This window comes from Mycobacterium sp., assembly GCF_032159775.1.
In the GTDB taxonomy this organism is placed as follows: domain Bacteria; phylum Actinomycetota; class Actinomycetes; order Mycobacteriales; family Mycobacteriaceae; genus Mycobacterium.
Genome location: NZ_JAVHWK010000218.1, coordinates 24,780 through 48,388 on the forward strand (window position 1 = coordinate 24,780; position 23,609 = coordinate 48,388).

The window sequence follows — 23,609 nt, forward strand, 5'->3', positions numbered from 1 at the left end:
GGTGTCTGACTGCTGAGATGACCGTTCGACCGTTGTGGCGTATCCCGCTGATCGTGGCGCGGGAGCGACGCCACCCGACTGGCCGCGAGCGGATACCCGAACCGATGGTGATGGACGACGTCGAATCGGTGGCTCAATTTCACGAGGGCGGGGTATCGAACCCCGGCCAGATAGCGGTGTATGACTTCAGTGCCCGGGCACTGGACGCACTACTGCCAGAGAACGCCAGGCTGCTCGACTTGGGGGTCGGTTCTGGGCGGGCTCTGACCGCTTTGCTGCGCAGGAGGCCCGATATCCAGGCCACGGCGGTGGATCTGGCGCCGAACATGCTCGCGACAGCCAGGACGCTTCTCGTCGCCGAGGGCTTGGCCGACCGCGTGGAACTGGTGGAAGCCGATATCACCGCTCTGCCCGATCGGTTGGCCGCTTCGGATTGGGACGGGGTCTCGTGTGTTTGGACGCTGCATCAACTACCCGACTTCGACGTCATGCGAGGAGCGCTGCGTCAGATATCTGCACTGCGGCGAAGCAGTGGGGCCGCGGTGTGGATTTTCGACTTTCAACGCCTGAACGACCCGACTGCGCTCGAGGCGCTCGTCCCCTGTGTGGATCCTTCGATGCCGCCTGTACTGCTCAAGGATGCGCTGGCAAGCGAAGCCGCCGGATTCACGCACGCTGAACTTTCGGCCGAGTTGGCCCGCGCCGGACTGGATGGAATGAGATCCGGCTACGCGCGCCCGCTGCCCTACCTGCAGGCCCATTGGCTGGCAGGAGTGGGCAACAGCGGCCGTCGCTCGCGTGCGCAGGGCAGCGATCTGCGTGGGCGGCCGCGCCGCGACGCGGCACTCTTGCGGTGGGGGTTCACCGCGAAGCCGTTCGGCTAGTACGTCAGGCTGTCCACCACGGCCGCAACGGCAAACCGCCGTCGTTGCCGCCGCCATCCACCTTGACCGCCAGGACCTGGTGCAGCTGAACGACATTGGTCTCGAAACCGAGCCGTGAGCCCGCGATGTAAAGGCCCCACACCTTCGCGGTGGGCAACCCGACCTCCTCGACGGCCTCGTCCCAGTGCTCGAGGAGATTGCGGCTCCAGTCGCGCAGCGTCAATGCGTAGTGGTGGCGCAGGTTCTCCTCGTGCACGACTTCCAGGCCGACGTCCTGCGCCTCGCTGATGATCCGGCCGGAGCCGGTGAGCTCCCCGTCGGGGAACACGTAGCGGTCGATGAAAGCCGCCGCCGAGGGGGTGGTCCGGTTGTCCGGCCGGGTGATGCAGTGGTTGAGCAGTAGTGCGCCCACCCGCATCTTCGACTGCAGGAAGCTGAAATACGCCGGATAGTTCTGCACACCGATGTGCTCGGTGAGTCCGATCGACGAGACGGCGTCGAAGTCGGATTCGGCAACGTCGCGGTAGTCGCTGTGACGGACCTCGGCGAGGTCGGTGAGGCCCTGCTCGGCGATGGCGTTCTGCGCCCACGCCGCCTGCTCCTTGGATAGCGTGACACCGATCGTCTTGACGCCGTGGCTGGCCGCGTAACGGACCATCCCGCCCCATCCACAGCCGACGTCCAGCAGTCTGTCACCCGGCTTGAGCCGAAGCTTCTCGAACACCAGCCGGTACTTGTTCTCCTGCGCCTCTTCCAGCGATGCGTCGGGATGCGGATAGCACGCGCAGGTATAGGTCATCGACGGGCCGAGGACCCATTCGTAGAACGTGTTCGATACGTCGTAGTGGTGATGGATCGCCTCGGCGTCGCGGGTCTTGCTGTGCCGCAGGCCTTCCGCGATGCGGCGCCAGCGAGGCAGCGCCTCCTGCGGAGGCGGCGCGATCGGCTTGAGGTGCTCAATGCCGATGGAGCGCACGATGTTCGCCAGCACGCGGGCGGGCGGCCGCTTGAAGTCCATCTTGTCGGCGAGCGCCCGCAGCAGCTCGTAGGGATCGGCGGGATGCACGCCGAGCGGCGCAACGTCACCGGACACGTACGCGCGGGCCAACCCGAGTTCCCCTGGCGCCGTGGCGAGATAGGTGGTGCCGCGCGGGGTCAGCAGGTCCAACCCGACGGTGGCGTCCTCGGGTCCGGCAGTGCTCCCGTCGTACGCGGTGAACTTCAGGGGGTTCTGCTGACCAGCGGCGAAGATCTCCAGGATCTCGGCGAGTGTCAGCTTTCGCGCAGGCGCATTCGTCTGCTGCTCTTTGTATGTCGTCACCGTCTTTGCACCGCCTTTGCGTATAGGTCGAGGAGACGTGAATCGGGATCGTATGCCTTCTTGACGGTTTTATAGACTTCCCCGCCGTAGAGTTCGTCGAACTCCTCCTGAGAATAAAACGCGTCGGAGTACAGCGATTTGTGTCCGTCCAGGTCGCTGACCTTGCGTTCGATCAGCTTGTTGGTGTGGCCGTCCTCCGGCCCGACGGGGACCGACGACCAGAATCCGACATTGACGTAGGTGTGATGCGGCCGGATCGGGTACAGCGGCCAGTTCCCGTCTTCACGCAGCCGCAGCGGGCACAGCCATATCGGCTCGATCGGCACGTTGGCCAGGAACCAGTCGAGGAACTCGACACACCGCCCGATCGGCACCTCGACGTCCTGCACGACGCGCTCCAAGGGCGGCCGCCCATTACGCTTCTCGATCCGGTCGGCGATGTTGAAGCGCCGGTCGTAGCCGATCAATTTCCAGTAGAAGCTGCTGCGCCGGTAGCGCCGCGGCCAGAAGCGCCTGATGTGCGGGTTCTGCGCGCCGAACGCCCGCGAGCACCAGAACCAGTCGGTGTCCCAGCGCCACAGGTAGTCGTGGATCGTCAGCCGGTCGTGCTTCTCGGTGCCGTCATGCTGGATGGACCGGTAGTAGATGTCCCTGCCGGTGTAGTCGCTGACCGGCCCCGGTGTGGTTGTCTGCACGCCGACGCACAGGTAGCTCTCGTCTGCGCTGAACACGACGCCGTCGAGATAGTGAACCGGGGCGCCGTCGATGCCGCCCGTCTCGATGATCCGGTCCATCGCCGCAACCAGATCGCGCAGCGATCGAAAGCGCAGGTGTCGCAGCGCCACGAACGGCTTGACGGGTTCCAGCTCGATTTTCAGGCGGACCGAATAGCCAAGCGTGCCATATGAATTCGGAAAAGCGCGGAACAGGTCGGCGTTCTGCTCCTGCGATGCGGTGACTACATCGCCGGTGCCGGTGAGGATGTCCATCTCGAGCACCGACTCGTGCGGAAGGCCGTTGCGGAACGACGTCGACTCGATGCCGAGCCCAGTGACCGCGCCGCCCAGGGTGATGGTCTTCAACTGCGGGACGACGAGCGGCGACAATCCGTAAGGCAGCGTCGCGGCGACCAGGTCCTCGTAGGTACACATGCCCGCGACGTCGGCTGTCCTCGCGTCGGGATCCACCGACACCACACCCGTCAGCCCCGAGACGTCCAGGCCCTTCGCGTCGCTCTCGGCGCGGGCGCGGAACAGGTTGGACGTCGGCTTGGCTAGCCGGACGGTGGCCGACTGGGGGATCTCGCGGTAGCTGGCAAGGAGTCGCTGCACGCCTGCGGCGTGCGCAGCACGTGCTTCGGCAGCCGGGACAGACACGCATATACGCTAGTCCGCGGCCGCGGCCGATGCGACCGCACCACGACGAGGGGAGTCATTGGAGATGGGACAGGTCAGCGCCTCCAGCAGCGTCTTGATCGACGCCACACCGGAAAAGGTGTTGGCGGCTGTGGCGGATTACACAACGGTCCGCCCGAGGATCCTGTCGCCGCATTACCACGATTACCAGGTTCTCGAAGGTGGCCAGGGCGCTGGCACCGTCGCGAGCTGGAAGTTGCAGGCGACCAAGTCGCGGGTGCGCGACGTGAAAGCCACCGTCGACGTCGCCGGGCACACCGTGATCGAGAAGGACGCCAACAGTTCGATGGTGACCAACTGGACCGTCGCGCCCGCCGGACCCGGCTCGTCGGTCACCGTCAAGACGTCGTGGCAGGGCGCGGGCGGCATCGGCGGCTTCTTCGAGAAGACGTTTGCACCGCTGGGGCTGAAGAAGATTCAGGCCGAGGTGCTGGACAACCTCAAGAAGGCCGTGGAAGCCGGCTAGCGGGTCTGCACCCCGAGGAAACCCGCGATACCGCGCACGACGGCGTCGGCGTACTTCTGTCTGCCCTCGGGGGTGGTGATCAGGCCCGAGTCCGCGGGGTTCTTCATGTTGCCGAGCTCGATGAGGATCGATGGATACTGCGCCAGGTTGAGGCCTGCGATGTCGGAGCGGGGGTTGAGGCCGCCGGTCCCGACATAGGTCGACGGCACCAGGCCCGAGGCCTGCAACTGGTCGCGCATGGTCTGCGCGAACTGCACCGACGGTCCCGCCTGCACCTGATTGAGCGGTGGCGACGAGTAGAGCACGTGAAATCCGCGGCCGGTGGGCGGGCCGCCGTCGGCGTGGATGCTGACGATGGCGTTGGGCTTGAGCGCGTTGGCCATCGCCGCGCGCTCGTCGACACACGGTCCCAGCCCGGTGTCGTTGCCCCGCGACATCGCCGTGCGCACGCCGAGCGCCGTCAGTGCCTGCCGGATGCGGAGCGTCGTTTCCCAGGTGAAGGAGTGTTCGGGGTAGCCGTCGTTGGTCGAGGTGCCGCTTTCCTGGCAGTTCTTGGTGCCGCCGCGGCCGGTGGGCACCTGGCGGCTGATCGAGCCGTCGTTGGAGCCGTTGTGGCCGGGGTCGAGGAAGACGATCATGCCCGCGATGTTGGCGGGGGCGGCTGATGCTGGGCTGGCAAGCGTCGACGCGGCGACGACTAGGCAAGCAGCCGCAGTCGCGCCGACACGCAGGGTCGCTGACACGTGCACGGCGTCAAGGTAGCGCCCGGGCGTCTAGGCTTGAAAGGCCAAAACGCCGCGTGCCAGCGAGCGCAACCAAGTCGAGACCAATACGCAAGGGGACTGTCATGCAACCCGGAGGCCAGCCCGACATGTCGGCGCTCCTCGCGCAGGCGCAACAGGTGCAGCAGCAGCTGATGGAAGCCCAGGAACAGCTCGCCAACACCGAGGTGCACGGGCAGGCCGGCGGCGGCCTTGTCCAGGTCACCATGAAGGGCAGCGGCGAGGTGGTGGCCGTGTCGATCGACCCGAAGGTCGTCGACCCCGACGATGTCGAGACGCTGCAGGACTTGATCGTCGGCGCGCACGCCGACGCCGCGCGGCAAGTCACCCTGCTCGCCCAGGAGCGGCTCGGACCGCTCGCAGGCGGCATGGGCGATCTGGGCCTACCGGGGCTCTGACTTACCGCAATGTTTGAAGGCCCCGTCCAGGACTTGATCGACGAGCTGGGCAAGCTGCCGGGCATCGGCCCGAAGAGCGCCCAGCGCATCGCCTTCCACCTGCTATCCGTGGAGCCGCCGGACATCGACCGGCTGACCGCGGTGTTGGGGAAGGTCCGCGACGGGGTCAAGTTCTGTGTGGAGTGCGGCAACGTCTCCGACGAAGACCGCTGCCGGATCTGTTCTGACTCACGCCGCGACGCGTCGGTGGTGTGTGTCGTCGAGGAGCCCAAGGACGTGCAGGCCGTTGAACGCACCCGGGAATTCCGCGGCCGGTACCACGTGCTGGGCGGTGCGCTGGATCCGCTGTCGGGTGTCGGTCCCGAGCAGTTGCGTATTCGCGAGCTGCTCAACAGGATTGGTGAACGCGTCGACGGTGTGGACATCACCGAGGTGATCATCGCGACCGACCCGAACACCGAGGGTGAGGCGACGGCGACGTATCTGGTCCGAATGCTGCGCGACATCCCGGGGCTGTCCGTCACGCGTATCGCTTCCGGCCTGCCCATGGGCGGTGACCTGGAATTCGCGGACGAGCTGACCCTCAGTCGCGCGCTCTCGGGGCGCCGCGCACTGACCTGAGCTGAGTCACATCGATCCACGTTTCGCACAGACTTTCTCGAACTTTCCCTGCAAAACGAGGATCGATGTGACTTGTCGGTGCACACGTGCACGATGCCCTTATGTCTGAAGTGTTTATCGGCAGTAAAGAATTGGCCGCCGGCCGGGTAACTCGTCACGAGCTGCGACGTTGGTACAGCCCGGTATATCGCGGTGTCTACGCGCGCAAAGATGCGGACCTGTCTCTGCGGGACCGGGCGATCGCCGCCTGGCTGGCGTCGGGCCGCAAGGGCGTGGTGGCAGGCGTCGCGGCATCAGCTTTGTATGGTGCGCCCTGGGTGGATCCCGATGTGCCGATCGAACTCGTCGGTGTGAAAATGCGCCCACAGCCCGGTCTCGTTTCCCGGGTCGACCGCATCGCCGCTGATGAGATCGCCCGAGCGTCCGGCCTGCCTGTGACGTCCAGAGTGCGCACCGCTTTCGACATGGGGCGACACCTCGAGCGAACGGAGGCGCTCGCCCGCCTTGATGCGCTGATGTGGAATCAGCCGTTCTCCCGTGCGGATGTCCTGGCACTCGGTGATCGGTACCCGCGAGCACCCGGCCTTCGGCGGCTGCTGGAACTGGTCCCGCTCGTCGATGGTGGGGCGGAGTCTCCACGCGAAAGCAGTCTCCGGTTGTGGTTGTTGGACGCCGGATTCGCAAGGCCTGAAACACAGATTCCAGTTCTGTCGGGGAGCACATGTCCGGTCGCATTCCTCGACATGGGCTGGCGCGACTTCAAGGTCGCCGTCGAATACGACGGGGATCACCACCGGAAGAGCCGGCGGCAGTATGTCAAGGACATCGCCAGGCTACGCATGCTCGAATCACTGGGATGGATCGTGATACGGGTCATCGCCGAGGACAAGCCGAGGGATGTCATAGCGAGGGTCGAAGCGGCCCTGATAGCCCGCGGCTGCGATGTCGATATCGACGAACTTGCGCGGTTCACCCGCACATTCGCTGCGTGACGCGCTACACGCGGCGGGGTGCGGCGAGCCGTTCGCGGCGTAGCTGGTCGACCTCGGGCAGGTCCAACGGCGGGAGGTCGCCGACGACGCGCGACAGCAGGTGATCGGCGAGCTGGGGGTTGCGGGCCAGGCACGGGCCGTGCAGATACGTCGCGACGACGCTGCCCTGCACCGCACCGTCCACACCGTCGCCCTCGCGATTACCCGCACCCGAGATGACCCTGGCCAGCGGCTGAGCATCCGCACCCAAAACCGTCCCGCCACGGTGGTTTTCGAAACCGGTCAGCCGGTCGGTCAGCCCGGCGGGCAGCGGTTGGCTGACCACCTCGCCGATGGTCCGCCGCAGCTGCGGCGACGTCGTCAGGTCCAGCAGCCCGACGCCGTCGACACGCTCACCCGCCGACGTCTCATACCAGTGTCCGAGCACCTGGATCGCCGCGCAGATCGCCAGCACTGGAGCGCCCTTGGCCGCCGCCTCCTGCAGGCCGGGGTAGCGGATCAGGTGCCTGGTCGCGAGCCGCTGCGCGTAGTCCTCGGCGCCGCCGAGCGTGTACAGATCCAGCGTCGACGGCACCGGGTCGTCCAGTGTGATATCGATGACCTCGGCGTCAAAACCTCTGCGCTGCAACCGCTGCCGCAACACAACCGAGTTGCCGCCATCGCCGTACGTGCCCATCACGTCGGGAAGCACCAGGCCGATCCGCACCGTCGAGTCAGCCACGGCCGCCCCTGCCCAACGCGCGGTTCAGAGCCAAAAACGCGGTGTAGTTCGCGACCACCTCGACGTGGCCGGGCGGACACGACGCGATGGCCTCGACGGCGTCGTGCACCAACGTGTGCGCGACGCCCGCATAGCCGAGCCGAACGGCCAGATCGGTACCCCGCTCACCCGCCGCGACAACGGGATGGTGGACGAAATGCTCGAAGTTGACGTCCCACAGCCAAGAAAGGTCTTCCCCGTCGGGGACCTGCCCGTTGACCGAGATCACCACCGAGCCCGCGTCGGTGTCAACCATCGACAGCGCCTCCTGCCAGCCCGCCGGGTTCTTGGCCAGCAGCATCCGCACGGTGTGCGCGCCGAGCGTCACGGTCCGGTAGCGCCCCGCGACTTCGTCGACACCCTCGGCCGCCTTCACCGCGGCCGACGGGTCGGCCCCCATCGCCACGGCCGCGGCCACCGCCTGAGTGGCGTTGCCGCGGTTCACCGTTCCCGGCAACGCGAGCTGCATCGGCGCCGAAAATCCGTCGGGGCCGTAGACGGTGGTGTCGTCGTACCACCATTGCGGGCTGGGCCGCTTGAAATCGGTTCCCGTCGAATACCAGTGAGCGCCGTCGCGAACGATGATCTCACCGCTGCGGGGACAGCTCACCGAGTCGTTGGCCCAGCCGCCGCCTGCGGCGACCCAGACGACGTTCGGGCTGTCGTAGGCCGCAGACGTCATCAGCACGTCATCACAATTGGCGATCACGACGGTTTCGGGGTGACGCGCGAGCCCGGCCCTCAGCGTGCGCTCGATGTGATTGATTTCGCCGACCCGGTCGAGCTGATCGCGGGACAGGTTCAACAGCACGATCACCATCGGGTCGACGGCGTCGGCGACGTGCGGAACGTGCATTTCGTCGACTTCCAGCGCCGCCAGCTCGGCGTCGCGCGCGCCCGCCAACGCCGCCACCAGACCCGCATCCATGTTCGCGCCCTCGGCATTTGTGGCGACGGGACCGCACGTGGCGAGGGCGGCGGCCGTCATCCTGGTGGTCGTCGACTTGCCGTTGGTGCCCGTCACGATGGCGGTGCGCCTGCTCCGACCGAGCTGGCGAAGCACCGATTTGTCCAGCGTCATCGCGACGAGTCCGCCGATCATCGCGCCGGCGCCGCGGCCGGTCACCCGCGACGACCAGCGTGCGGCGGACCCGGCCGCCAGCGCGATACGTCCACGAGCGGTAACCATCCCCGGCATTTTAGGTCCCCGACACGCGGCATCACCGGCCGAGCAGCCTAACGAGAGATGTCGGATCGCCGTGCCATCCTGACGGTGTGAGCCACATCTGGGGCCGGCCGGCAGCCGAACCCGGCGCAGGCTGGGCTGTCGTCGACGTCGAGACTTCCGGCTTCCGGCCCGGGCAGGCCCGCATCGTCAGCGTCGCGGCACTGGCCGTCGGCGATGACGGCAACGTCGAGCGCAGCGTCTCCAGCCTGCTGAATCCCGGTGTCGACCCGGGGCCCACGCATGTGCACGGCCTGACGGCCGAGATGCTCGCCGGGCAGCCGTGCTTCGCGGACGTCGCTCCCGACCTGGTCGAGGTGCTGCGCGGACGCACCCTGGTGGCGCACAACGTCGGCTTCGACTACTCGTTCCTGGCCGCCGAGGCCGAACTTGCCGATGTGGAGCTGCCGATCGACACCGTGATGTGCACGGTCGAGCTCGCCCGTCGGCTCGACCTCCGCTGCGACAACATGCGGCTGGAGACGCTGGCCGCGCACTGGGACATCAGCCAGATGAGGCCGCACGACGCGCTCGACGACGCGCTCGTGCTGGCTCAGATCCTCAAGCCGGCCCTGGTTCGGGCGCGTGAGCGCAAGGTCTGGTTGCCGCTGCGGGCTGTCGAGCGGCGACGTTGGCCCAGCGGGTTGGTCACCCATGAGGAGCTTCGACCGCTGAAGATGATCGCGTCGCGGCTGCCGTGCCCGTACCTCAACCCGGGCCGCTTCGTCCGCGGCCGCCCGCTCGTGCAGGGCATGCGCGTCGCGCTGTCCGCGGAGGTGAAACGTACCCACGAGGAGCTTGTCGAGCGCATCCTGCACGCCGGGCTGGCCTACGCCGACGCCGTCGACCCGGAGACGTCGCTGGTGATTTGCAACGAGCCGAAGCCCGAACAGGGCAAGGGCTACCAGGCCAATGAGCTGGGTGTGCCGCTCGTCTCCGACACCGAGTTCTTCGACCACCTCGACGGCGTGATCGGTGGCACCGACATCGAGGAGTTCACCGACCACACCCTGCACGGCGGGCAGTTCGCGCTGTTCTGAGCCAGCTCACCCAACGGGTGGCGTCCCCCACGACTGCCCCGGCGTGAATGTCACCGGCAGCTTGCTCACCCCCGTCATCGTCGGGTTTCCCGCGTACTGCGTCACACCGTCGAGGTCGACGACGTAATCGGGCATGCGGTCGAGAACGCCTTTGACCATCACCTCGAACATGACACGCGCGAGCGGCGCACCGATGCAGCGGTGCGGGCCCAGTCCGAACGCGACGTGGTGGTTAGGCGACCGGTCCAGCAGCACGTCGCGCGGGCACTCGAATTGTTGGTCGTCGTGGTTGGCCGCGATCCAGCTGATGAGGACTCGGTCGTTGCGTCGAAGCTGTTGGCCCGCAAGGACCGTGTCGCGGCTGACGGTGCGGCTGAGCTGTTTGTTGACCGAGAAGTAGCGCAGGAACTCATCCGCCGCGGTGCGGTACAGCGCAGGACGGTCGATGAGCTGCCGTCGCAGATCTGGATGGGTGCCGAGGTGCAGAAGGCTGAGCGCGGTCAGTGACGTCGTCGTGTCGACGCCGCCGCCGATGAGGTTCCAGAGAATGTCGATGAGCTGTTTGTCGTCGAGTCGCCTGCCGTCGAACTCGAACTGGACGAGGAAGCTCGTCAGGTCGTCACCGGGGTCGGCCCGTCGGGCAGCGGTGAACTCGAGCAGGCCGTCGAGCATCGCGGGGACTTCGGCGATGGCTCTGTCGTACTCGTCTCCGCCGGAAGCGGCCATCACGGAATGGAAGAGGTTCGCATACAGCTGCCAGTTGTCGTACGGCAGACCCATCAATTTCATCGTCAGGATCGCCGGAACGGGGCTGGCGAAATCGAGCACCAGATCCATCTGTCCGTCGGCGATCCGCTGATCGAGAAACCAGTGCACAGACTGCTCCATGAACGGTCGCATCCCGTCGACGGCCCCCGATGAGAAGAACGGCATCAGCGCGCGCCGCAACGCCTTGTGGTACGGCCCGTCGACCTCGCCGACGCCCAGCGGCGGCTGGCCCTGCGGCCGTGGCACACCCATTTCGCCTTGGTAGTTCACGCCGTCGGCTGCGTCGGGTTCGTACTTGTGCGCGAAGGTGTCGCCGTCTCGGGCCGCCTGTGTCACCGCGTCATAGCCGGTGACGAACCAGAACCCGCCGTAGCGCTCGTTCCATGCGACCGGACAACGACGACGCAGATCGTCGTTGATCGCGTGCTCATTGCGGTTGTAGTCGTTCGAATGGTGGTCGAGATCGACGATCACGTCTGCGCTGACGTCTGGGCGGCCCATTGCGCTATCTTTGCATCCTTAAGGAGGTTGAGCCATCGACGATTGGCCGGCGGGCGCAACGATCGGCGGGCAGGCGATCCCGGCGATGCCCGACATCGCCCGGATGCGGCGCGAACGGTTCGCTCGGCTGCAGGACCAACTCGACGCGCAAGGTGTCGACGGTCTGGTTCTGCTCGGTTCGAGTTCGGTCGCCTATGCGACGGGTGCCGCCGAGCCGGGCCAGGACGGCGACCGGGCCGCACTGTTCCGCACGGTTGCTGTTGTGGTGAAGGGAGATTCGGCCCCGCACCTTTACACGATGTACGGCGATGGAGTGCCAGGCGACCTGCCGGATGACCATGTGCACGGCCCGCTCTTCCCGGATCTCGACGACGGCATCGAGCTGTTCGCCGCGGCGATCGCCGATCACTTCGCGCCGGGCGCCCGCATCGGCATCGACCACCAAACGCATCCGGTCCTGCGGGCGCTGCCCGATGTCGAGTGCATGGACGCGGCGGATGTGGTGAGTCCGGCCAAGCTGCTCAAGACCCCAGACGAGGTGGCTTGTATCAGAAACGCGCAGCTGCTCAACGAGCTGGCGATGGTCGACGCCAGGGAGTTGCTGCGCCCCGGTACAAGGCAGGTCGACTTGAGCGCGGTGTTCCTGCGCCGGGTGTTCGAGCTCGGCGCGTCAGCGAACGCGATCGACCCGATCTGGCAGGTGATGGCCCCGACGCTCGAACTCGGGCCGTGGACCGTGCACGGCGACATCGCGTATCCGACGGTCACCACCGACCGGTTCCTCCGCGATGGCGACATCATCTGGGTCGACGCGGGCATCACCTGGCAGGGATATGCCTCCGACTACGGCCGGACGTGGATCACCGGTCGCGCCGCGGTGCCGAATGCCAAGCAGCAGGACCAGTTTCACCGGTGGAGGGGCGTCGTCGACGCCGCTTTGGACATTCTGAAGCCCGGCGTGTCAGCGCGGGAACTCGGGAAGGCGGCAATCGAGGCCAACGACGGCGTGCGCCCGTGGATCGACCACTTCTATCTGGCACACGGCATCGGCGTCGACAGCGCAGAAATGCCGCTCATCGGCACCGACCTCGGCGACCACTTCGACGAACGGTTGATCATGCAGCCGGGGATGGTGGCCGTGTTCGAACCGGTCATCTGGGACGAAGGGTGCTCCGGCTATCGATCGGAAGACATTGTGGCGGTGACGGATACGGGCTGGATCAAGTTGAGCGGCTCGACGTACGAGCCCTTCGGGGGCAGCGAGTGAGCCCCCAACCGAGAGACCGCGGACTGCGCGTCGGGACGATGGGCCTCGAGGACGACGCGCGCGTCGACTTCGCGCGGCTTCGGAAAGACCGGCGCGACAAGGTGTTCACCGGTTTGGAACGCCACGGCGTCGATGCGTTGATGCTCGGCGGTGTCGGCAACGTCCGGTACGTATCGGGAGCTCGTCAGCTCGGCCGGTCGGGCGTGCTGCCGTTCGCCCCGGTGGCGGTCGCGGTGAGGCAGACCGCTCGCGTGCATCTGCTGTCGACCTGGGACGAGGGCGTGCCGCCCGAGATCGGCTACGACGACCTCTACCGCATGAGCTGGAACCCGGCCAACCTCGCTGCCGACCTGGCGAGGGTCCCCGGCCTGCGTGAGGCCCGAATCGTCGGCACCGATGGGCTGACACCGAGGTTCAAGGGTTTGATCTCAGCGCTCGTCACCGACGCCGAACTTGTCGACGCCACGCCGGTGATGGCGGCCGCTCGACGGATCAAGACGCCCGACGAGGTCACCTGTCTTGAGGTGGCGTCCGCGATCGCCGAAGCCGGGCTCAGCGCAATGGAGGAGGCGTTGGCGCCTGGCATCACCGAGCGCGAACTGCTCGGTCTTCATGATGAGCGGGTGGCGGGTCTTGGTGCGCCACACCCGCCGTCGGAAAGCGTCTGCTTCGCGACAACTTCGCAGGGGCGGGTGGCATTTCGCCATCTCGCATCCGACCGTCCGATCGGCGACGGTGAGCTCGTCGTGCTTGCTCCTGGAGCGCTGTATGCCGGCTACGAGTCCGGCCTGGCCCGTACCCGAGTGGCTGGTCGCCCGGCCGGGAAGGCGGCGACGGACCTGGCGTCTCGTTGTGCCCGATCGATGGATGCGCTGCTGGCCGCCTGCCGACCGGGTAACACCGGTGCCGACCTTTACCGGGTATGGGAGAACGAAGGCAATGGTGACTGCCCCGTGCCGCTGGCCCACGGTCTGGGCCTGGGTGCCGAGCCGCCCCTCATTGGGTTGGGCCGTGGGCGAGACGCCGCACTGGACGACGGCATGGTGCTCAGCGTCCAATCGTGGATGACGGAAGAAGGTGTCGGCGGCTGCCTCGAGCGTGCCACGGTCGAGCTGGCAGGCAACGGAGCATCGACGCTCACGCGATACACGAGGATGTCATGAGCGAACACCGAACGGTTTTCAACCACATAGGTCTGTGCGTGGCCGACCGCGAGCGGTCGCGCCGGTTCTATGAGGGCCTGCTCGGCTTCACGTTCTGGCGGGACCTCGAGCTGCCCGACGCGGGCACGGCCAAGCTTCTGCAGCTGGATGGCCCCATCGGTGTTCGGGCGACCTATCTGGTCAGCGACGGTGTCGTGCTCGAGCTCATCGATTACTCCAAGCGTGACGTGCATGCCGGGTCGGAGCGGGTGATGGACGAAGTCGGGCTCACCCACATGTCGCTGTCGGTGTCCGACCTGGCAGGGGTGCTGGCGCAGGTGCAGAGTTTCGGCGGATCGGTCGTCGACGAGACCGTCAGCGCACATTTCGCGATGATTCGCGACCCCGACGGGCAGCTGATCGAGCTTCTTCCCGACAGCTGGGTGGACAACCTGCCTCCCCGCCCGTAGCCGTCACCGGCATCAGAAGCGGTTAGCGGCTGGCGCGGTTGATCGCCGACACCACCGCACGCAGCGACGCGGTGGTGATCGATGTGGCTATGCCGACGCCCCAGATCGTTTGGCCGTCGACCGATGCCTCGACGTAGGCGGCGGCCTTGGCTTGCTCACCCGAGGACATCGCGTGCTCGGAGTAGTCGAGCACGCTGACGTCGATCCCGACGCCGGACAGCGCATCGACGAACGCGGCGAGCGGGCCGTTGCCCGATCCACTGATCTCGCGTTCGACGCCGTCGATCTTGACGACGGCGTTGATGGTGTCGATGCCGCCGTCCACCTCTGACCCGTCGACGTGTTGGCGGATGCGCTCCAGCGGCCGCACCGGCGCGAGGTACTCCTCGGCGAAGACGTCCCACATCTCCTTGGACGACACCTCGCCACCCTCACCGTCGGTGATCTTCTGGATCGCCTGTGAGAATTCGATCTGCAGCCGCCGCGGCAACGACAGGCCGTGGTCGGCCTTCATGATGTAGGCGACGCCGCCCTTGCCGGACTGCGAATTCACCCGGATGACAGCCTCATACGTGCGGCCGACGTCCTTCGGGTCGATCGGCAGATACGGCACCTGCCAGAGAATGTCGTCGACGTCGGCGTCGGCCTCGTCGGCGGACACCTTCATCGCGTCCAGGCCCTTGTTGATGGCGTCCTGGTGGCTGCCCGAGAACGCCGTGTACACCAGATCGCCGCCGTACGGGTGGCGTTCGTGCACCGGCAGCTGGTTGCAATACTCAACAGTGCGCCGGATCTCGTCGATGTTGGAGAAGTCGATCTGTGGGTCGACACCGCGGCTGAACAGGTTCAGACCCAGCGTGACGATGCAGACGTTTCCGGTGCGCTCGCCGTTGCCGAACAGGCAGCCCTCGATCCGATCGGCTCCTGCTTGATAGCCCAATTCCGCTGCGGCGACGGCGGTTCCGCGGTCATTGTGCGGGTGCAGGCTCAAGATGATGCTGTCCCGCGGGCTCAGGTTTCGGCTCATCCACTCGATCGAGTCGGCGTAGACGTTTGGCGTGGCCATCTCGACGGTCGCGGGCAGGTTGACGATCAGCGGCCAGTCCGGCGTCGGCTTGATGACGTCGGCGACGGCGTTGCACACCTCGACGGCGTACTCCAGTTCGGTTCCGGTGTAGGACTCGGGGGAGTACTCGAACCGCCACAGCGTGCCTGGACGTTTCGCCGCCTCGTCGACGCACTGACGGGCACCGTCGGTGGCGATGGTCTTGACCGCATCCCGGTCGGCACGGAACACAACGCGCCGCTGCAGGATTGACGTCGAATTGTAGAAGTGCACAATGGCGCGCGGTGCGCCTTCGCACGCCTCGAACGTCCGCTCGATCAACTCGGGCCGGCACTGCGTCAACACCTGGATGGTGACATCGTCGGGAATGGCGCCCTCGGTGATGATTTCGCGGACGAAGTCGAAGTCGGTCTGGCTGGCCGACGGGAAGCCGACCTCGATCTCCTTGTAACCCATGCGGACAAGCAGGTCGAACATGCGCCGCTTGCGGGCCGGGCTCATCGGGTCGATCAGCGCCTGGTTACCGTCGCGCAGATCGACGGCGCACCACAGCGGTGCCGTGTCGACGATCTTGTCGGGCCACGTCCGATCCGGGACCGAGATGAATTCGACCTCTTCGGCGAAGGGCCGGTACCGGCTGGTCGGCATCGATGTGCGCCGCTGGGTGTTCCATGCGGGTTGCCCGTTGTTCGGGGCGCCCGACGGCGTGGTGATGGTGCGTGCCGACGTGAATGCGTCGACGGACCTCTGACTGGAATTCGGGGTGTTCACGATGATTGCTCCGGGAGTGAAAAGGGACTCGACCGGCGCATCGCGACTACCCGCGACGGGAAGCCGGTCTTGGTCAGACCCCGTCGCGGCTGCCGAGAAGGAGCACCCGCTGCACGTCGATCACTGTAACCCACCGGGCTGCCCGACCAAAACCCCAGGTTCTAGACCTGGCTGTCGGGAAAGGCGATGACCGAAAGGAAGCGGATCGGCAACTCGACCAGGTCGACAGGGCCGTGGGCGCCCTCGCCGTCGATCTGTAGCGAGTCGCCCGCCTCCAACCGGTACACCGTCCGGCTGTGGCTGTAGTCCATGACACCCTCGAGCATGAAGATGAACTCGGTGCCCGGATGCTGGAAAAGTGGATAGGTCTTGCTCTTCGCCGACAGCGTGACGTGCAGGCACTCCAGGCGCTTGTGCTCCCCGCGCAGCGAGCCAAGGAGTTCGTACTCGTGGCCCTCCTTGGTGCCGTTGCGCACGATGCGCGCACCGGTGCCCGCCCTGACGAACGCGGCGGGCCGTTCCACGTCTGCGCCGCGGAACAAACTGGTGACGGGCACGTCGAAGCCCTTGGCGAGCAACGCAAGCGTCGACAGGCTGCACGACGTCTGGGCGTTCTCGATCTTGCTCATCATGGCCTTCGAAATTCCTACCCGCGCAGCCATTTCGGCGACGGTGAGGCCGTGCTGGAGCCGCAACTGGCGGACGTTGCGCCCGATCGCGGCCTCGAACTCGAGGTCCTCGACCGGCGCGTCCGGATCGCGGTCGCGGGCGGTGCCGGACTTGTTGCGCAACAGCGGAACGTCGCTCACAAGGCTCCTCTCCCATTCCCTGTCTAGCGCATCTGTCCGGCGCCGACGTACGGATACGGCGTCTTCAGCAGGTCGTTCTCGGCGAAGCGGGACAGCCGGAAGTCGGCCTCGGGGATACGGGAGTCGGCGCTGCGGCCGTCGATGACGAGGTCGGCGACCAGCCTTCCGACCGCAGGGGCGATCTTGAAGCCGTGCCCACTGAAGCCGGCGGCGATGAAGAGGCGGTCGAGCGGACCGGCACCGATGACCGGATTCCAGTCGGGCGTGACGTCGTAGCAGCCCGCATAGCTGGTGCGGATCGCGGCGCCGCCGAAGCCAGGGAACCTGGTGCCCACCTTGTCCACGGTGAGGTCGACGAAAGCCTCGGTCGCGCGGTTGAGGTAGTCGTCCGGGTCGGCCTCCTCGACGTCGGAGAGGTCGCTGTTGCCGAACAGGATGTCGCCGCCGACCTCGGGGCGGACGTACTGCAGCGACACCAGGTCAGAGAACACCGGCACGTCGCCCGTCTGGACGCCGGGGTCGATGGTGACGATCTGCTCGCGCACGACGCGGATGGGTACGTCCACGCCGTACGGCTCGAGAAACGGCTTCGTCCACACACCGGTGGCGATCACGACGGCGCCCGCCGACACCGTGGTGCCGTCCGCAAGGCGGATGCCCGTGACGGCCTCACCGTCGACCACCAGGCCCGTCACCGTGGTTCCCTGGCGGATACGGACTCCCGCCGTGCGCGCCGAGGCCGCGAGGGCCTGCGCGGTCATATACGCGTCGCCGTATCCGCCGCGCGACTCCCAGCCGAACGCCGCGAACGGCGAAAGGTCTGCGAACGGCCACATCTGCGCGACATCGGAGCGGTCGATCTCCTCGGTCTGCACGCCGACCGACCGCTGCGCGGCCAGGCTTTTGCGCATCGACTCGACGTTACGCTCGCCGACGCCGACCACGTAGCCGGTCTGCCGGAACCCGATGTCGCTGCCGAAGATTTCGTCGGCCTTCTCGAACACCTCGAGGCCGACGGTCGCCATCGCGGCCAACGAGCTCACCCCGTAGTGGCAGCGCACGATACCGCTTGACTTGCCCGTCATGCCCGATGCGACCGTATTGCGTTCGGCGACAATCACATCGGTGATGCCTCGTTGGCTCAGTGCCCATGCGGCGGCCGCGCCCTCGATGCCACCGCCGACGATCACCACGTCGGCCGTCTCGCTCATGTGCGCCCCGGAATCCAGTCCGTCCCCGCCAACGGGACGCGCGCCATGGCTGCCGCTTCGATGGTCACCGCGACGAGATCCTCCGGTTCGAGGTGCAGCACATGCGCTTTGCCGCAGGCACGCGCGATGGTCTGTGCCTCCATCGTCAGTACCCGTAGATAGTTGGCGAGCCTGCGGCCACCTTCGAGGGGGTCGAACCGCGCCGCCAGCTCGGGGTCCTGCGTGCTGATCCCCGCCGGGTCGGTGCCGTCCTGGAAGTCGTCGAAGAAGCCCGCGGCGCTGCCCAGCTTCCGGTACTCGGATTCGTGGCGAGGATGGTTGTCGCCCAACGCGATCAAGGCGGCGGTGCCGATCGCGACGGCGTCGGCGCCGAGCGCGATCGCCTTGGCGACATCCGCTCCTGTGCGGATGCCGCCGGACACGATCAACTGCACATCCCTGTGCACATCGAGTTCCTGCAGCGCCCGCACGGCCTCGGGCACGGCGGCCAGCGTCGGAATCCCGACGTGTTCGATGAACACCTCCTGGGTGGCGGCCGTCCCGCCCTGCATGCCGTCGACGACGACGACGTCCGCGCCTGCATGGACGGCGAGTTTCACGTCGTAGTAGGTGCGGGTCGCGCCCACCTTGACGTAGATCGGCTTCTCCCAGTCGGTGATCTCGCGGAGCTCGTTGATCTTGATGGTCAGGTCATCGGGCCCGGTCCAGTCCGGGTGCCTGCACGCCGATCGCTGGTCGATGCCTTCGGGCAGCGTGCGCATCCCCGCGACGCGTGGCGAGATCTTCTGGCCGAGAAGCATGCCGCCGCCGCCCGGTTTGGCGCCCTGGCCCAGCACTACCTCGATCGCATCGGCCTTCCGCAGGTCGTCTGGGTTCATCCCGTAGCGCGACGGAAGGTATTGGTAGACCAGGTATTTGCTCTGCCCGCGCTCCTCCGGCGTCATCCCTCCGTCGCCGGTGGTGGTCGACGTGCCGACCTCGCTGGCGCCTCTGCCGAGCGCCTCCTTGGCCGGCCCGGACAGCGCCCCGAACGACATTCCGGCGATGGTCACGGGAATGTCTAGGTGCAGAGGGTGTTTGGCGTGCCGACTGCCCAGGATGACATCGGTGTCGCAGCGTTCCCGGTAGCCCTCCAACGGGTAGCGCGACATCGACGCGCCCAGGAAAAGCAGGTCGTCGAAGTGCGGAAGAGCCCGTTTGGCGCCCCATCCGCGAATGTCGTAGATGCCGGTCTCGGCCGCTCGGTGGATCGCGGCGATCGTCTGGCGGTCGAAGGTGGCGGACTCGCGTAGCCCGAGGCGGGCTCGGTCGTCGGTGGTGTGGCTCATCAGTAGCTCTCGGCGTTGTCGACGTGGAAGTGATACAACGAGCGCGCCGATCCGTACCGGGTGTAGGCGCTGGTGTCGTCGCCTTCGAAACCGGCCGCCTTCAGAAGGTGTTCGAGCTCTTGATGGTGTTCGCGGGTCATCTCCTTGGCGACGCAGTCTGCGCCGAGCGACGCCACCTCGCCCCGGATGTAGATGCGGGCCTCGTAGATCGAGTCACCCAACGCCTCGCCTGCGTCGCCGCGGATCACCAACCGCCCGGCCTGGGCCATGAATGCGCTCATGTGGCCGACGTTTCCGCCGATCACGATATCGATACCCTTCATCGAGATGCCGCACCGCGCGGCGGCGTTGCCTTCGACAACCAGCACACCGCCGTGGGCGCTGGCGCCGGCCGACTGCGACGCATCGCCCTTCACCCAGACCGAGCCGCTCATCATGTTCTCGGCGACGCCGGTCCCCGCGTTTCCGTTGATGACGATCTCGGCCTGTTGGTTCATCCCGGCGGCGTAGTAGCCGACGTGGCCGTCCACGGTGACCTTCACCGCCGCGTCCATCCCGACCGCGACACTGTGGGCTCCGTCGGGATGGCTGATGACGAACTCACCGGACAGGTCGGGGGCGTGCAGCGCTGAATTCACATCGCGCAGCGGGACGGCGCGCAGGTCGAATGCCCTCACCTGTTCCACGCGTAGATCACCTCCGGCTCGGGCTCCCAGATCGCCGCCTTCCCGACACCGGGAAGCCCTGCGAGCGCGCGGTATTCACTACCAACGGCGACCCAGTCGGCGGTCTCGGCGATGACGGCAGGCTTGCAGGCGATCGCATCGCGAACCACCGCGAACGAGTCCCGGTTGGACACCAGCAGCGTGTAGAAGCCGTCGAACGTCGCGCAGAGTTCTTTGAGCGCGGACTCGACGTCGCGGCCGTCGGCCAGTTGCTTGGCGATGAACCGCGCGCCCACCTCGGTGTCGTTCTCGCTGTCGAACTCGATTCCCGCTGAACGCAGTTGGCGCCGGATGGTGGCGTGGTTGGCGAACGAACCGTTGTGCACCATGCACTGTTCGGGGCCCACCGTGTAGGGGTGGCAGCCCGCGGGCGTGACGGCGGACTCGGTGGCCATTCGGGTATGTCCGACACCCTGCCAGCCCTGCGCCCGGGTGAGGTTCCACGCAGAGGTCAATGTGCGCGGGTGGCCGACACCCTTGAGCACGGCCATGTCCGTGCCGAACCCGGCGATCAGGGCGCGCGGATACGCCGCCTTGACAGCGTCGAGCAGCACCGCCGAGTCCACGTCGGCAGACAGCAGGTACGTGTCGTCGACAGTGACCACGTCGACGTCGTGGCCGAGTCGCCCGCTCACCGCGGAGACGACGGCCTGCGCCTCGTCTGACACGTCGACCACGCTGACGCCGCCGCGACCCGGAGGCGACCAGATCGGGTCGCCGTACACGGCCACTCCCGCCGAGTCGCTGCCGCGATTGCCCATCTCGCACAGCATCCCGCTGAGCAGTTCCCCCAGCCTCGGGTACAGCTCAGGATTGCGTAGATGCAACCCGACGATCCCGCACATGGATTGGCTCCCTTGAAGTTTCTGTTCTCAGAAGGCGGTCAGATAGTTGTCGATCTCCCACGGCGAGACGGCACTGTGGTAGGCGAAGAACTCCTCGCGCTTGACCTTGGCGAAGTACGCCGCGACCCCCTCGCCCGCGGTGTCGAGCACGCCGGTGATCACCGGGTCGGCCTCGAACTCCTCGACCGCGTGCAGCAAGGTGGGCGGCAGCGGCCGTCCCGCCGTGGGTTGCCCGACGGCGCCGGGGTCCGCGCTGCGCTTGATGCCGTCGATGCCCGCACCCAGCGCCGCGGCGATGGCCAGGTACGGGTTCGCCGAGCCGTCTCCGCCGCGCAGCTCGACGCGCGCGGAGTCAGGCACCCGGATGTAGTGGGTTCGGTCGTTGCCGCCGTACGTCGGCGTCCTCGGCGCCCAGGATGCACCGGACGACGTGCTCGTCGCACCGGTTCTTTTGTAGGAGTTGACGGTTGGTGCCACCACTGCCTGCAGGGCGCAGGCGTGGTCGAGAATCCCGCCGACAAACGCGTAGGCGGTTTCGGAGAGTCCGAGCCCGCGCTGGTCGTCAATTGCGGGAAAGACCGGTGTGCCGGCCGAGGTGAGCGACATGTGCAGATGCAGTCCGCTGCCGGTCTTGTCGGCGAACGGTTTGGGCATGAAGGTGGCGACCATGCCGCGCTCGGCCGCGATCACAGACAACAGATAGCGCAGTGTCACAACACGATCCGCGGTGGTGAGGGCGTCGGAGTACTCGAAGTTCTGCTCGAACTGGCCGTTGCCGTCCTCATGGTCGTTGGCGTAGTTGGACCAGCCGAGCTGGTTCATCGCAGCGGAGATCGAGGTGAGGTGGTCGTACATCCGGGTGACGCCGCGGGCGTCGTAGCACGGCTGGGCGGCGTTGTCGGCGGTGTCGGCGACCGAGAGGCCGCCGTCGGCGTTGCGGTGCAGCAGGAAGTACTCCACCTCGGCGCCGACCCACGGCTCGAAGCCCGCGTCGGCGGCCCGCTGGATGAGCGACTTGAGGATCACCCGCGGTGCGTAGGGCCACGGCTGGCCCTCGACGTGCGGGTCGCAGTGCACGATGGCGAGGCCGTCCTTGACGAACGGAATCGGTGTGAACGACCTGACGTCCGGAATGGCCATCAGGTCAGGGTCTTTGGGCTCCTGGCCCATCGCACCGACCGCGTAGCCCGCGAAGCCGACACCGTCGGTCGCGAGCAGATCGACGGCCTCGACAGGTACGAGCTTCGCGCACGGCTTGCCTCGCAGGTCGACGAACAACGCGAGGATGAACTTCGTTCCTGACTGCGCAGCCAGTTCGGCGAGGTCGGGGGACATCGTGAGCGCCTTGTCTCTTGTTAGGAATCGGTGTATCACAATAGGAAACAGCGTGCCGACCAAACCGGCCGGCGCGGGCGAGTGGTGCCGCGCCGGCCGGGGCTTGGGTCAGGCAGACGCTAGTTCGTACGACGCTTCGCGGTGGAAGGCGGCGTCGATGCCCGCCTCTTCCTCCTCGGGCGAGATGCGAATGCCCATCGTCTTCTTGATCGCGAACGCGATGATGCCCGCGACGACGAACGAGTAGACCATCACGGCACCCGCCGCGACGGCCTGCCGCCACAGCTGGTCGAAACCGCCGCCATAGAACAGGCCGTCCACTGCGTTCGGCATGCTCTTGCTGGCGAGGAAGCCGATCAGGATCGTGCCGACGACGCCGCCGACCAGGTGGACGCCGACCACGTCGAGCGAGTCGTCGTAGCCGAACCGTTCCTTGAGTCCGACGGCGTAGATGCAGACGGCGCCCGCGATCGCGCCCAGAATGATCGCTCCGACGGGGGTGACCGCACCGCAGGCGGGTGTGATCGCGACCAGACCGGTGATGGCACCCGAGGCCGCACCGACGCCGGTGACATGGCCGTCCTTGACCTTCTCGACCGCAATCCAGGCCAGGGTGGCTGCGCAGGTGGCGACGAACGTCGTGACCATGACGATGGCGGCGGAGTTACCGGCGGCCAGCGCGGAGCCGCCGTTGAAGGCGTACCAACCGGCCCACAGCAGACCCGCGCCGAGCAGTGTCAGCGGCACATTGTGCGGCTTACGAAGCTTGCCCCAGCCCGCGGACTTGCCAAGCACGATCGCGACGGCAAGCGCGGCAGCGCCGGCGTTGATGTGCACAGCGGTGCCACCCGCGAAGTCGATGGCGTGCAGTTTGTTGGCGATCCAGCCGCCGACGGCATTCTCGGTGACGACACCGTCGAACGCGAAAACCCAGTGTGCGACAGGGAAATACACCAAGACCGCCCAGACGGCTGCGAAGACCATCCACGCGCCGAATTTCATCCGGTCGGCGACCGCACCCGAGATCAGCGCGACGGTGATGGCCGCGAACAGTGCCTGGAACAACGCAAACAGCGTGATCGGCAACCCGCTGATGGTCGTGTTCGACTCCAGTAGATCCTTCATCCCTGCGAATTCGAAGACGTCGCCGACGAATCCGCCGTAGGAGGTGCCGAAAGTCATCGAGAATCCGAACAGCACCCACAGCACGCCGACGATCGCGACGGAGCCGAACGTCATCATCATCATGTTGGTCGAGCTCTTGACGGACACCATGCCGCCGTAGAACAGCGCGAGCCCGGGGATCATCAGCGTGAGGCCGATGATGCAACACAGCATGAATGCTGTGGTTCCTGTATCCACGTCCATATACATCTCCATCAGTGTTTGCGGCCTTCCGTCGGCCGATCACTGGCAGTAACCGATGTTTTAGTTACGTGGACGGGTTCACACTGTTGCGTAGGTGTT

The 23,609-nt window shown here is 66.6% G+C and carries 23 protein-coding genes; 9 read left to right on the forward strand and 14 right to left on the reverse strand.

Translation table 11 applies throughout. The features are described 5' to 3' along the window. Positions 1 to 17 precede the first annotated feature (17 nt). Positions 18 to 884, forward strand: a complete 867-nt coding sequence (locus QOJ24_RS27630) for an SAM-dependent methyltransferase (protein WP_526266867.1) — start codon at positions 18 to 20, stop codon at positions 882 to 884. Between the two features lie 4 nt (positions 885 to 888). Here the strand turns inward: QOJ24_RS27630 and QOJ24_RS27635 are convergent, their stop codons facing one another. Continuing rightward, positions 889 to 2,205 carry an SAM-dependent methyltransferase gene (locus QOJ24_RS27635; protein ID WP_526266869.1) on the reverse strand — a complete coding sequence of 439 codons (1,317 nt, stop codon included), beginning with the start codon at positions 2,203 to 2,205 and terminating at the stop codon, positions 889 to 891. Next, positions 2,202 to 3,581 carry an FAD-binding oxidoreductase gene (locus QOJ24_RS27640; protein WP_526266871.1) on the reverse strand — a complete coding sequence of 460 codons (1,380 nt, stop codon included), beginning with the start codon at positions 3,579 to 3,581 and terminating at the stop codon, positions 2,202 to 2,204. The genes QOJ24_RS27635 and QOJ24_RS27640 overlap by 4 nt, the downstream gene beginning before the upstream one ends. Before the next feature lie 64 nt (positions 3,582 to 3,645). Between QOJ24_RS27640 and QOJ24_RS27645 the strand changes: the two genes are divergently transcribed. Then, positions 3,646 to 4,086 (forward strand): SRPBCC family protein, encoded by a 441-nt coding sequence (locus QOJ24_RS27645; RefSeq protein WP_526266872.1) that lies wholly within the window; start codon positions 3,646 to 3,648, stop codon positions 4,084 to 4,086. Here QOJ24_RS27645 and QOJ24_RS27650 read toward each other — a convergent pair. Then, positions 4,083 to 4,829: an Rv3717 family N-acetylmuramoyl-L-alanine amidase gene (locus QOJ24_RS27650; protein WP_526266951.1), complete on the reverse strand. Its 747-nt coding sequence runs from the start codon at positions 4,827 to 4,829 to the stop codon at positions 4,083 to 4,085. The two genes, QOJ24_RS27645 and QOJ24_RS27650, sit on opposite strands and share 4 nt — an antisense overlap. A 104-nt stretch (positions 4,830 to 4,933) precedes the next feature. On the opposite strand from QOJ24_RS27650, the gene QOJ24_RS27655 reads away from it, so the two are divergent. From QOJ24_RS27655 to QOJ24_RS27665, 3 genes are all read left to right on the forward strand, one after another. Beyond that, entirely contained in the window at positions 4,934 to 5,266 is a 333-nt protein-coding gene (locus QOJ24_RS27655) for a YbaB/EbfC family nucleoid-associated protein (protein ID WP_526266873.1), read from the forward strand. A gap of 9 nt (positions 5,267 to 5,275) precedes the next feature. After that, positions 5,276 to 5,887 carry a recombination mediator RecR gene (gene recR, locus QOJ24_RS27660; protein WP_526266875.1) on the forward strand — a complete coding sequence of 204 codons (612 nt, stop codon included), beginning with the start codon at positions 5,276 to 5,278 and terminating at the stop codon, positions 5,885 to 5,887. A 101-nt stretch (positions 5,888 to 5,988) separates the two neighbouring features. Continuing rightward, a complete protein-coding gene (locus QOJ24_RS27665) occupies positions 5,989 to 6,879 on the forward strand; it encodes a DUF559 domain-containing protein (protein WP_526266877.1) in 891 nt (296 codons plus the stop codon). A 4-nt stretch (positions 6,880 to 6,883) separates the two neighbouring features. On the opposite strand, the gene QOJ24_RS27670 is transcribed toward QOJ24_RS27665, so the two are convergent. Together QOJ24_RS27670 and QOJ24_RS27675 are read right to left on the reverse strand one after the other, a co-directional pair. Next, positions 6,884 to 7,600 (reverse strand): type 1 glutamine amidotransferase, encoded by a 717-nt coding sequence (locus QOJ24_RS27670; protein ID WP_526266879.1) that lies wholly within the window; start codon positions 7,598 to 7,600, stop codon positions 6,884 to 6,886. After that, positions 7,593 to 8,828: a MurT ligase domain-containing protein gene (locus QOJ24_RS27675; protein ID WP_526266881.1), complete on the reverse strand. Its 1,236-nt coding sequence runs from the start codon at positions 8,826 to 8,828 to the stop codon at positions 7,593 to 7,595. The genes QOJ24_RS27670 and QOJ24_RS27675 overlap by 8 nt, the downstream gene beginning before the upstream one ends. An 86-nt stretch (positions 8,829 to 8,914) precedes the next feature. On the opposite strand from QOJ24_RS27675, the gene QOJ24_RS27680 reads away from it, so the two are divergent. Continuing rightward, positions 8,915 to 9,904, forward strand: coding sequence for a DEDDh family exonuclease (locus QOJ24_RS27680; protein ID WP_526266882.1), 990 nt, complete (start codon positions 8,915 to 8,917; stop codon positions 9,902 to 9,904). Between the two features lie 6 nt (positions 9,905 to 9,910). On the opposite strand, the gene QOJ24_RS27685 is transcribed toward QOJ24_RS27680, so the two are convergent. Next, positions 9,911 to 11,173 carry a cytochrome P450 gene (locus QOJ24_RS27685; RefSeq protein WP_526266884.1) on the reverse strand — a complete coding sequence of 421 codons (1,263 nt, stop codon included), beginning with the start codon at positions 11,171 to 11,173 and terminating at the stop codon, positions 9,911 to 9,913. A gap of 85 nt (positions 11,174 to 11,258) precedes the next feature. On the opposite strand from QOJ24_RS27685, the gene QOJ24_RS27690 reads away from it, so the two are divergent. From QOJ24_RS27690 to QOJ24_RS27700, 3 genes are read left to right on the forward strand one after another with little or no spacing between them, the layout of a single operon-like run. Beyond that, positions 11,259 to 12,440, forward strand: a complete 1,182-nt coding sequence (locus QOJ24_RS27690) for a M24 family metallopeptidase (RefSeq protein ID WP_526266886.1) — start codon at positions 11,259 to 11,261, stop codon at positions 12,438 to 12,440. Continuing rightward, positions 12,437 to 13,603, forward strand: coding sequence for a M24 family metallopeptidase (locus tag QOJ24_RS27695; RefSeq protein ID WP_526266888.1), 1,167 nt, complete (start codon positions 12,437 to 12,439; stop codon positions 13,601 to 13,603). Before QOJ24_RS27690 ends, QOJ24_RS27695 begins: the two co-directional genes overlap by 4 nt. Next, a complete protein-coding gene (locus QOJ24_RS27700; RefSeq protein WP_526266889.1) occupies positions 13,600 to 14,052 on the forward strand; it encodes a VOC family protein in 453 nt (150 codons plus the stop codon). The genes QOJ24_RS27695 and QOJ24_RS27700 overlap by 4 nt, the downstream gene beginning before the upstream one ends. Before the next feature lie 22 nt (positions 14,053 to 14,074). On the opposite strand, the gene leuA is transcribed toward QOJ24_RS27700, so the two are convergent. From leuA to QOJ24_RS27740, 8 genes are all read right to left on the reverse strand, one after another. Continuing rightward, on the reverse strand, positions 14,075 to 15,889 hold the full coding sequence (leuA, locus tag QOJ24_RS27705) for a 2-isopropylmalate synthase (RefSeq protein ID WP_526266891.1): 1,815 nt from the start codon (positions 15,887 to 15,889) through the stop codon (positions 14,075 to 14,077). A 161-nt stretch (positions 15,890 to 16,050) separates the two neighbouring features. Beyond that, the gene (locus QOJ24_RS27710; protein ID WP_526266893.1) at positions 16,051 to 16,698 is read right to left on the reverse strand and encodes a helix-turn-helix domain-containing protein; all 648 of its coding nucleotides are present in this window, start codon (positions 16,696 to 16,698) and stop codon (positions 16,051 to 16,053) included. Positions 16,699 to 16,721: 23 nt separating this feature from the next. Continuing rightward, entirely contained in the window at positions 16,722 to 17,909 is a 1,188-nt protein-coding gene (locus tag QOJ24_RS27715) for an NAD(P)/FAD-dependent oxidoreductase (protein ID WP_526266894.1), read from the reverse strand. Continuing rightward, entirely contained in the window at positions 17,906 to 19,237 is a 1,332-nt protein-coding gene (locus QOJ24_RS27720; protein ID WP_526266896.1) for an FMN-binding glutamate synthase family protein, read from the reverse strand. Before QOJ24_RS27720 ends, QOJ24_RS27715 begins: the two co-directional genes overlap by 4 nt. Further along, positions 19,237 to 19,923, reverse strand: a complete 687-nt coding sequence (locus tag QOJ24_RS27725) for a protein glxC (protein WP_526266898.1) — start codon at positions 19,921 to 19,923, stop codon at positions 19,237 to 19,239. Before QOJ24_RS27725 ends, QOJ24_RS27720 begins: the two co-directional genes overlap by 1 nt. Then, positions 19,911 to 20,807, reverse strand: a complete 897-nt coding sequence (locus QOJ24_RS27730) for a class II glutamine amidotransferase domain-containing protein (RefSeq protein ID WP_526266900.1) — start codon at positions 20,805 to 20,807, stop codon at positions 19,911 to 19,913. Before QOJ24_RS27730 ends, QOJ24_RS27725 begins: the two co-directional genes overlap by 13 nt. A gap of 27 nt (positions 20,808 to 20,834) precedes the next feature. After that, positions 20,835 to 22,142, reverse strand: coding sequence for a type III glutamate--ammonia ligase (gene glnT / locus QOJ24_RS27735; RefSeq protein ID WP_526266901.1), 1,308 nt, complete (start codon positions 22,140 to 22,142; stop codon positions 20,835 to 20,837). 108 nt (positions 22,143 to 22,250) lie between these two features. Next, positions 22,251 to 23,504 (reverse strand): ammonium transporter, encoded by a 1,254-nt coding sequence (locus QOJ24_RS27740; protein WP_526266953.1) that lies wholly within the window; start codon positions 23,502 to 23,504, stop codon positions 22,251 to 22,253. Positions 23,505 to 23,609: the final 105 nt, after the last annotated feature.

Bases quoted from the DNA above. Each gene is read 5' to 3' on its own strand.
- QOJ24_RS27690 (WP_526266886.1), top strand. From the start codon at position 11,259: ATGCCCGACATCGCCCGGATGCGGCGCGAACGGTTCGCTCGGCTGCAG.
- QOJ24_RS27665 (WP_526266877.1), top strand. From the start codon at position 5,989: ATGTCTGAAGTGTTTATCGGCAGTAAAGAATTGGCCGCCGGCCGGGTA.
- QOJ24_RS27730 (WP_526266900.1), bottom strand. From the start codon at position 20,807: ATGTGCGGGATCGTCGGGTTGCATCTACGCAATCCTGAGCTGTACCCG.
- QOJ24_RS27715 (WP_526266894.1), bottom strand. From the start codon at position 17,909: ATGAGCGAGACGGCCGACGTGGTGATCGTCGGCGGTGGCATCGAGGGC.
- QOJ24_RS27655 (WP_526266873.1), top strand. From the start codon at position 4,934: ATGCAACCCGGAGGCCAGCCCGACATGTCGGCGCTCCTCGCGCAGGCG.
- glnT (WP_526266901.1), bottom strand. From the start codon at position 22,142: ATGTCCCCCGACCTCGCCGAACTGGCTGCGCAGTCAGGAACGAAGTTC.
- QOJ24_RS27675 (WP_526266881.1), bottom strand. From the start codon at position 8,828: ATGGTTACCGCTCGTGGACGTATCGCGCTGGCGGCCGGGTCCGCCGCA.
- QOJ24_RS27700 (WP_526266889.1), top strand. From the start codon at position 13,600: ATGAGCGAACACCGAACGGTTTTCAACCACATAGGTCTGTGCGTGGCC.
- QOJ24_RS27630 (WP_526266867.1), top strand. From the start codon at position 18: ATGACCGTTCGACCGTTGTGGCGTATCCCGCTGATCGTGGCGCGGGAG.
- QOJ24_RS27645 (WP_526266872.1), top strand. From the start codon at position 3,646: ATGGGACAGGTCAGCGCCTCCAGCAGCGTCTTGATCGACGCCACACCG.
- recR (WP_526266875.1), top strand. From the start codon at position 5,276: ATGTTTGAAGGCCCCGTCCAGGACTTGATCGACGAGCTGGGCAAGCTG.
- QOJ24_RS27720 (WP_526266896.1), bottom strand. From the start codon at position 19,237: ATGAGCCACACCACCGACGACCGAGCCCGCCTCGGGCTACGCGAGTCC.
- QOJ24_RS27685 (WP_526266884.1), bottom strand. From the start codon at position 11,173: ATGGGCCGCCCAGACGTCAGCGCAGACGTGATCGTCGATCTCGACCAC.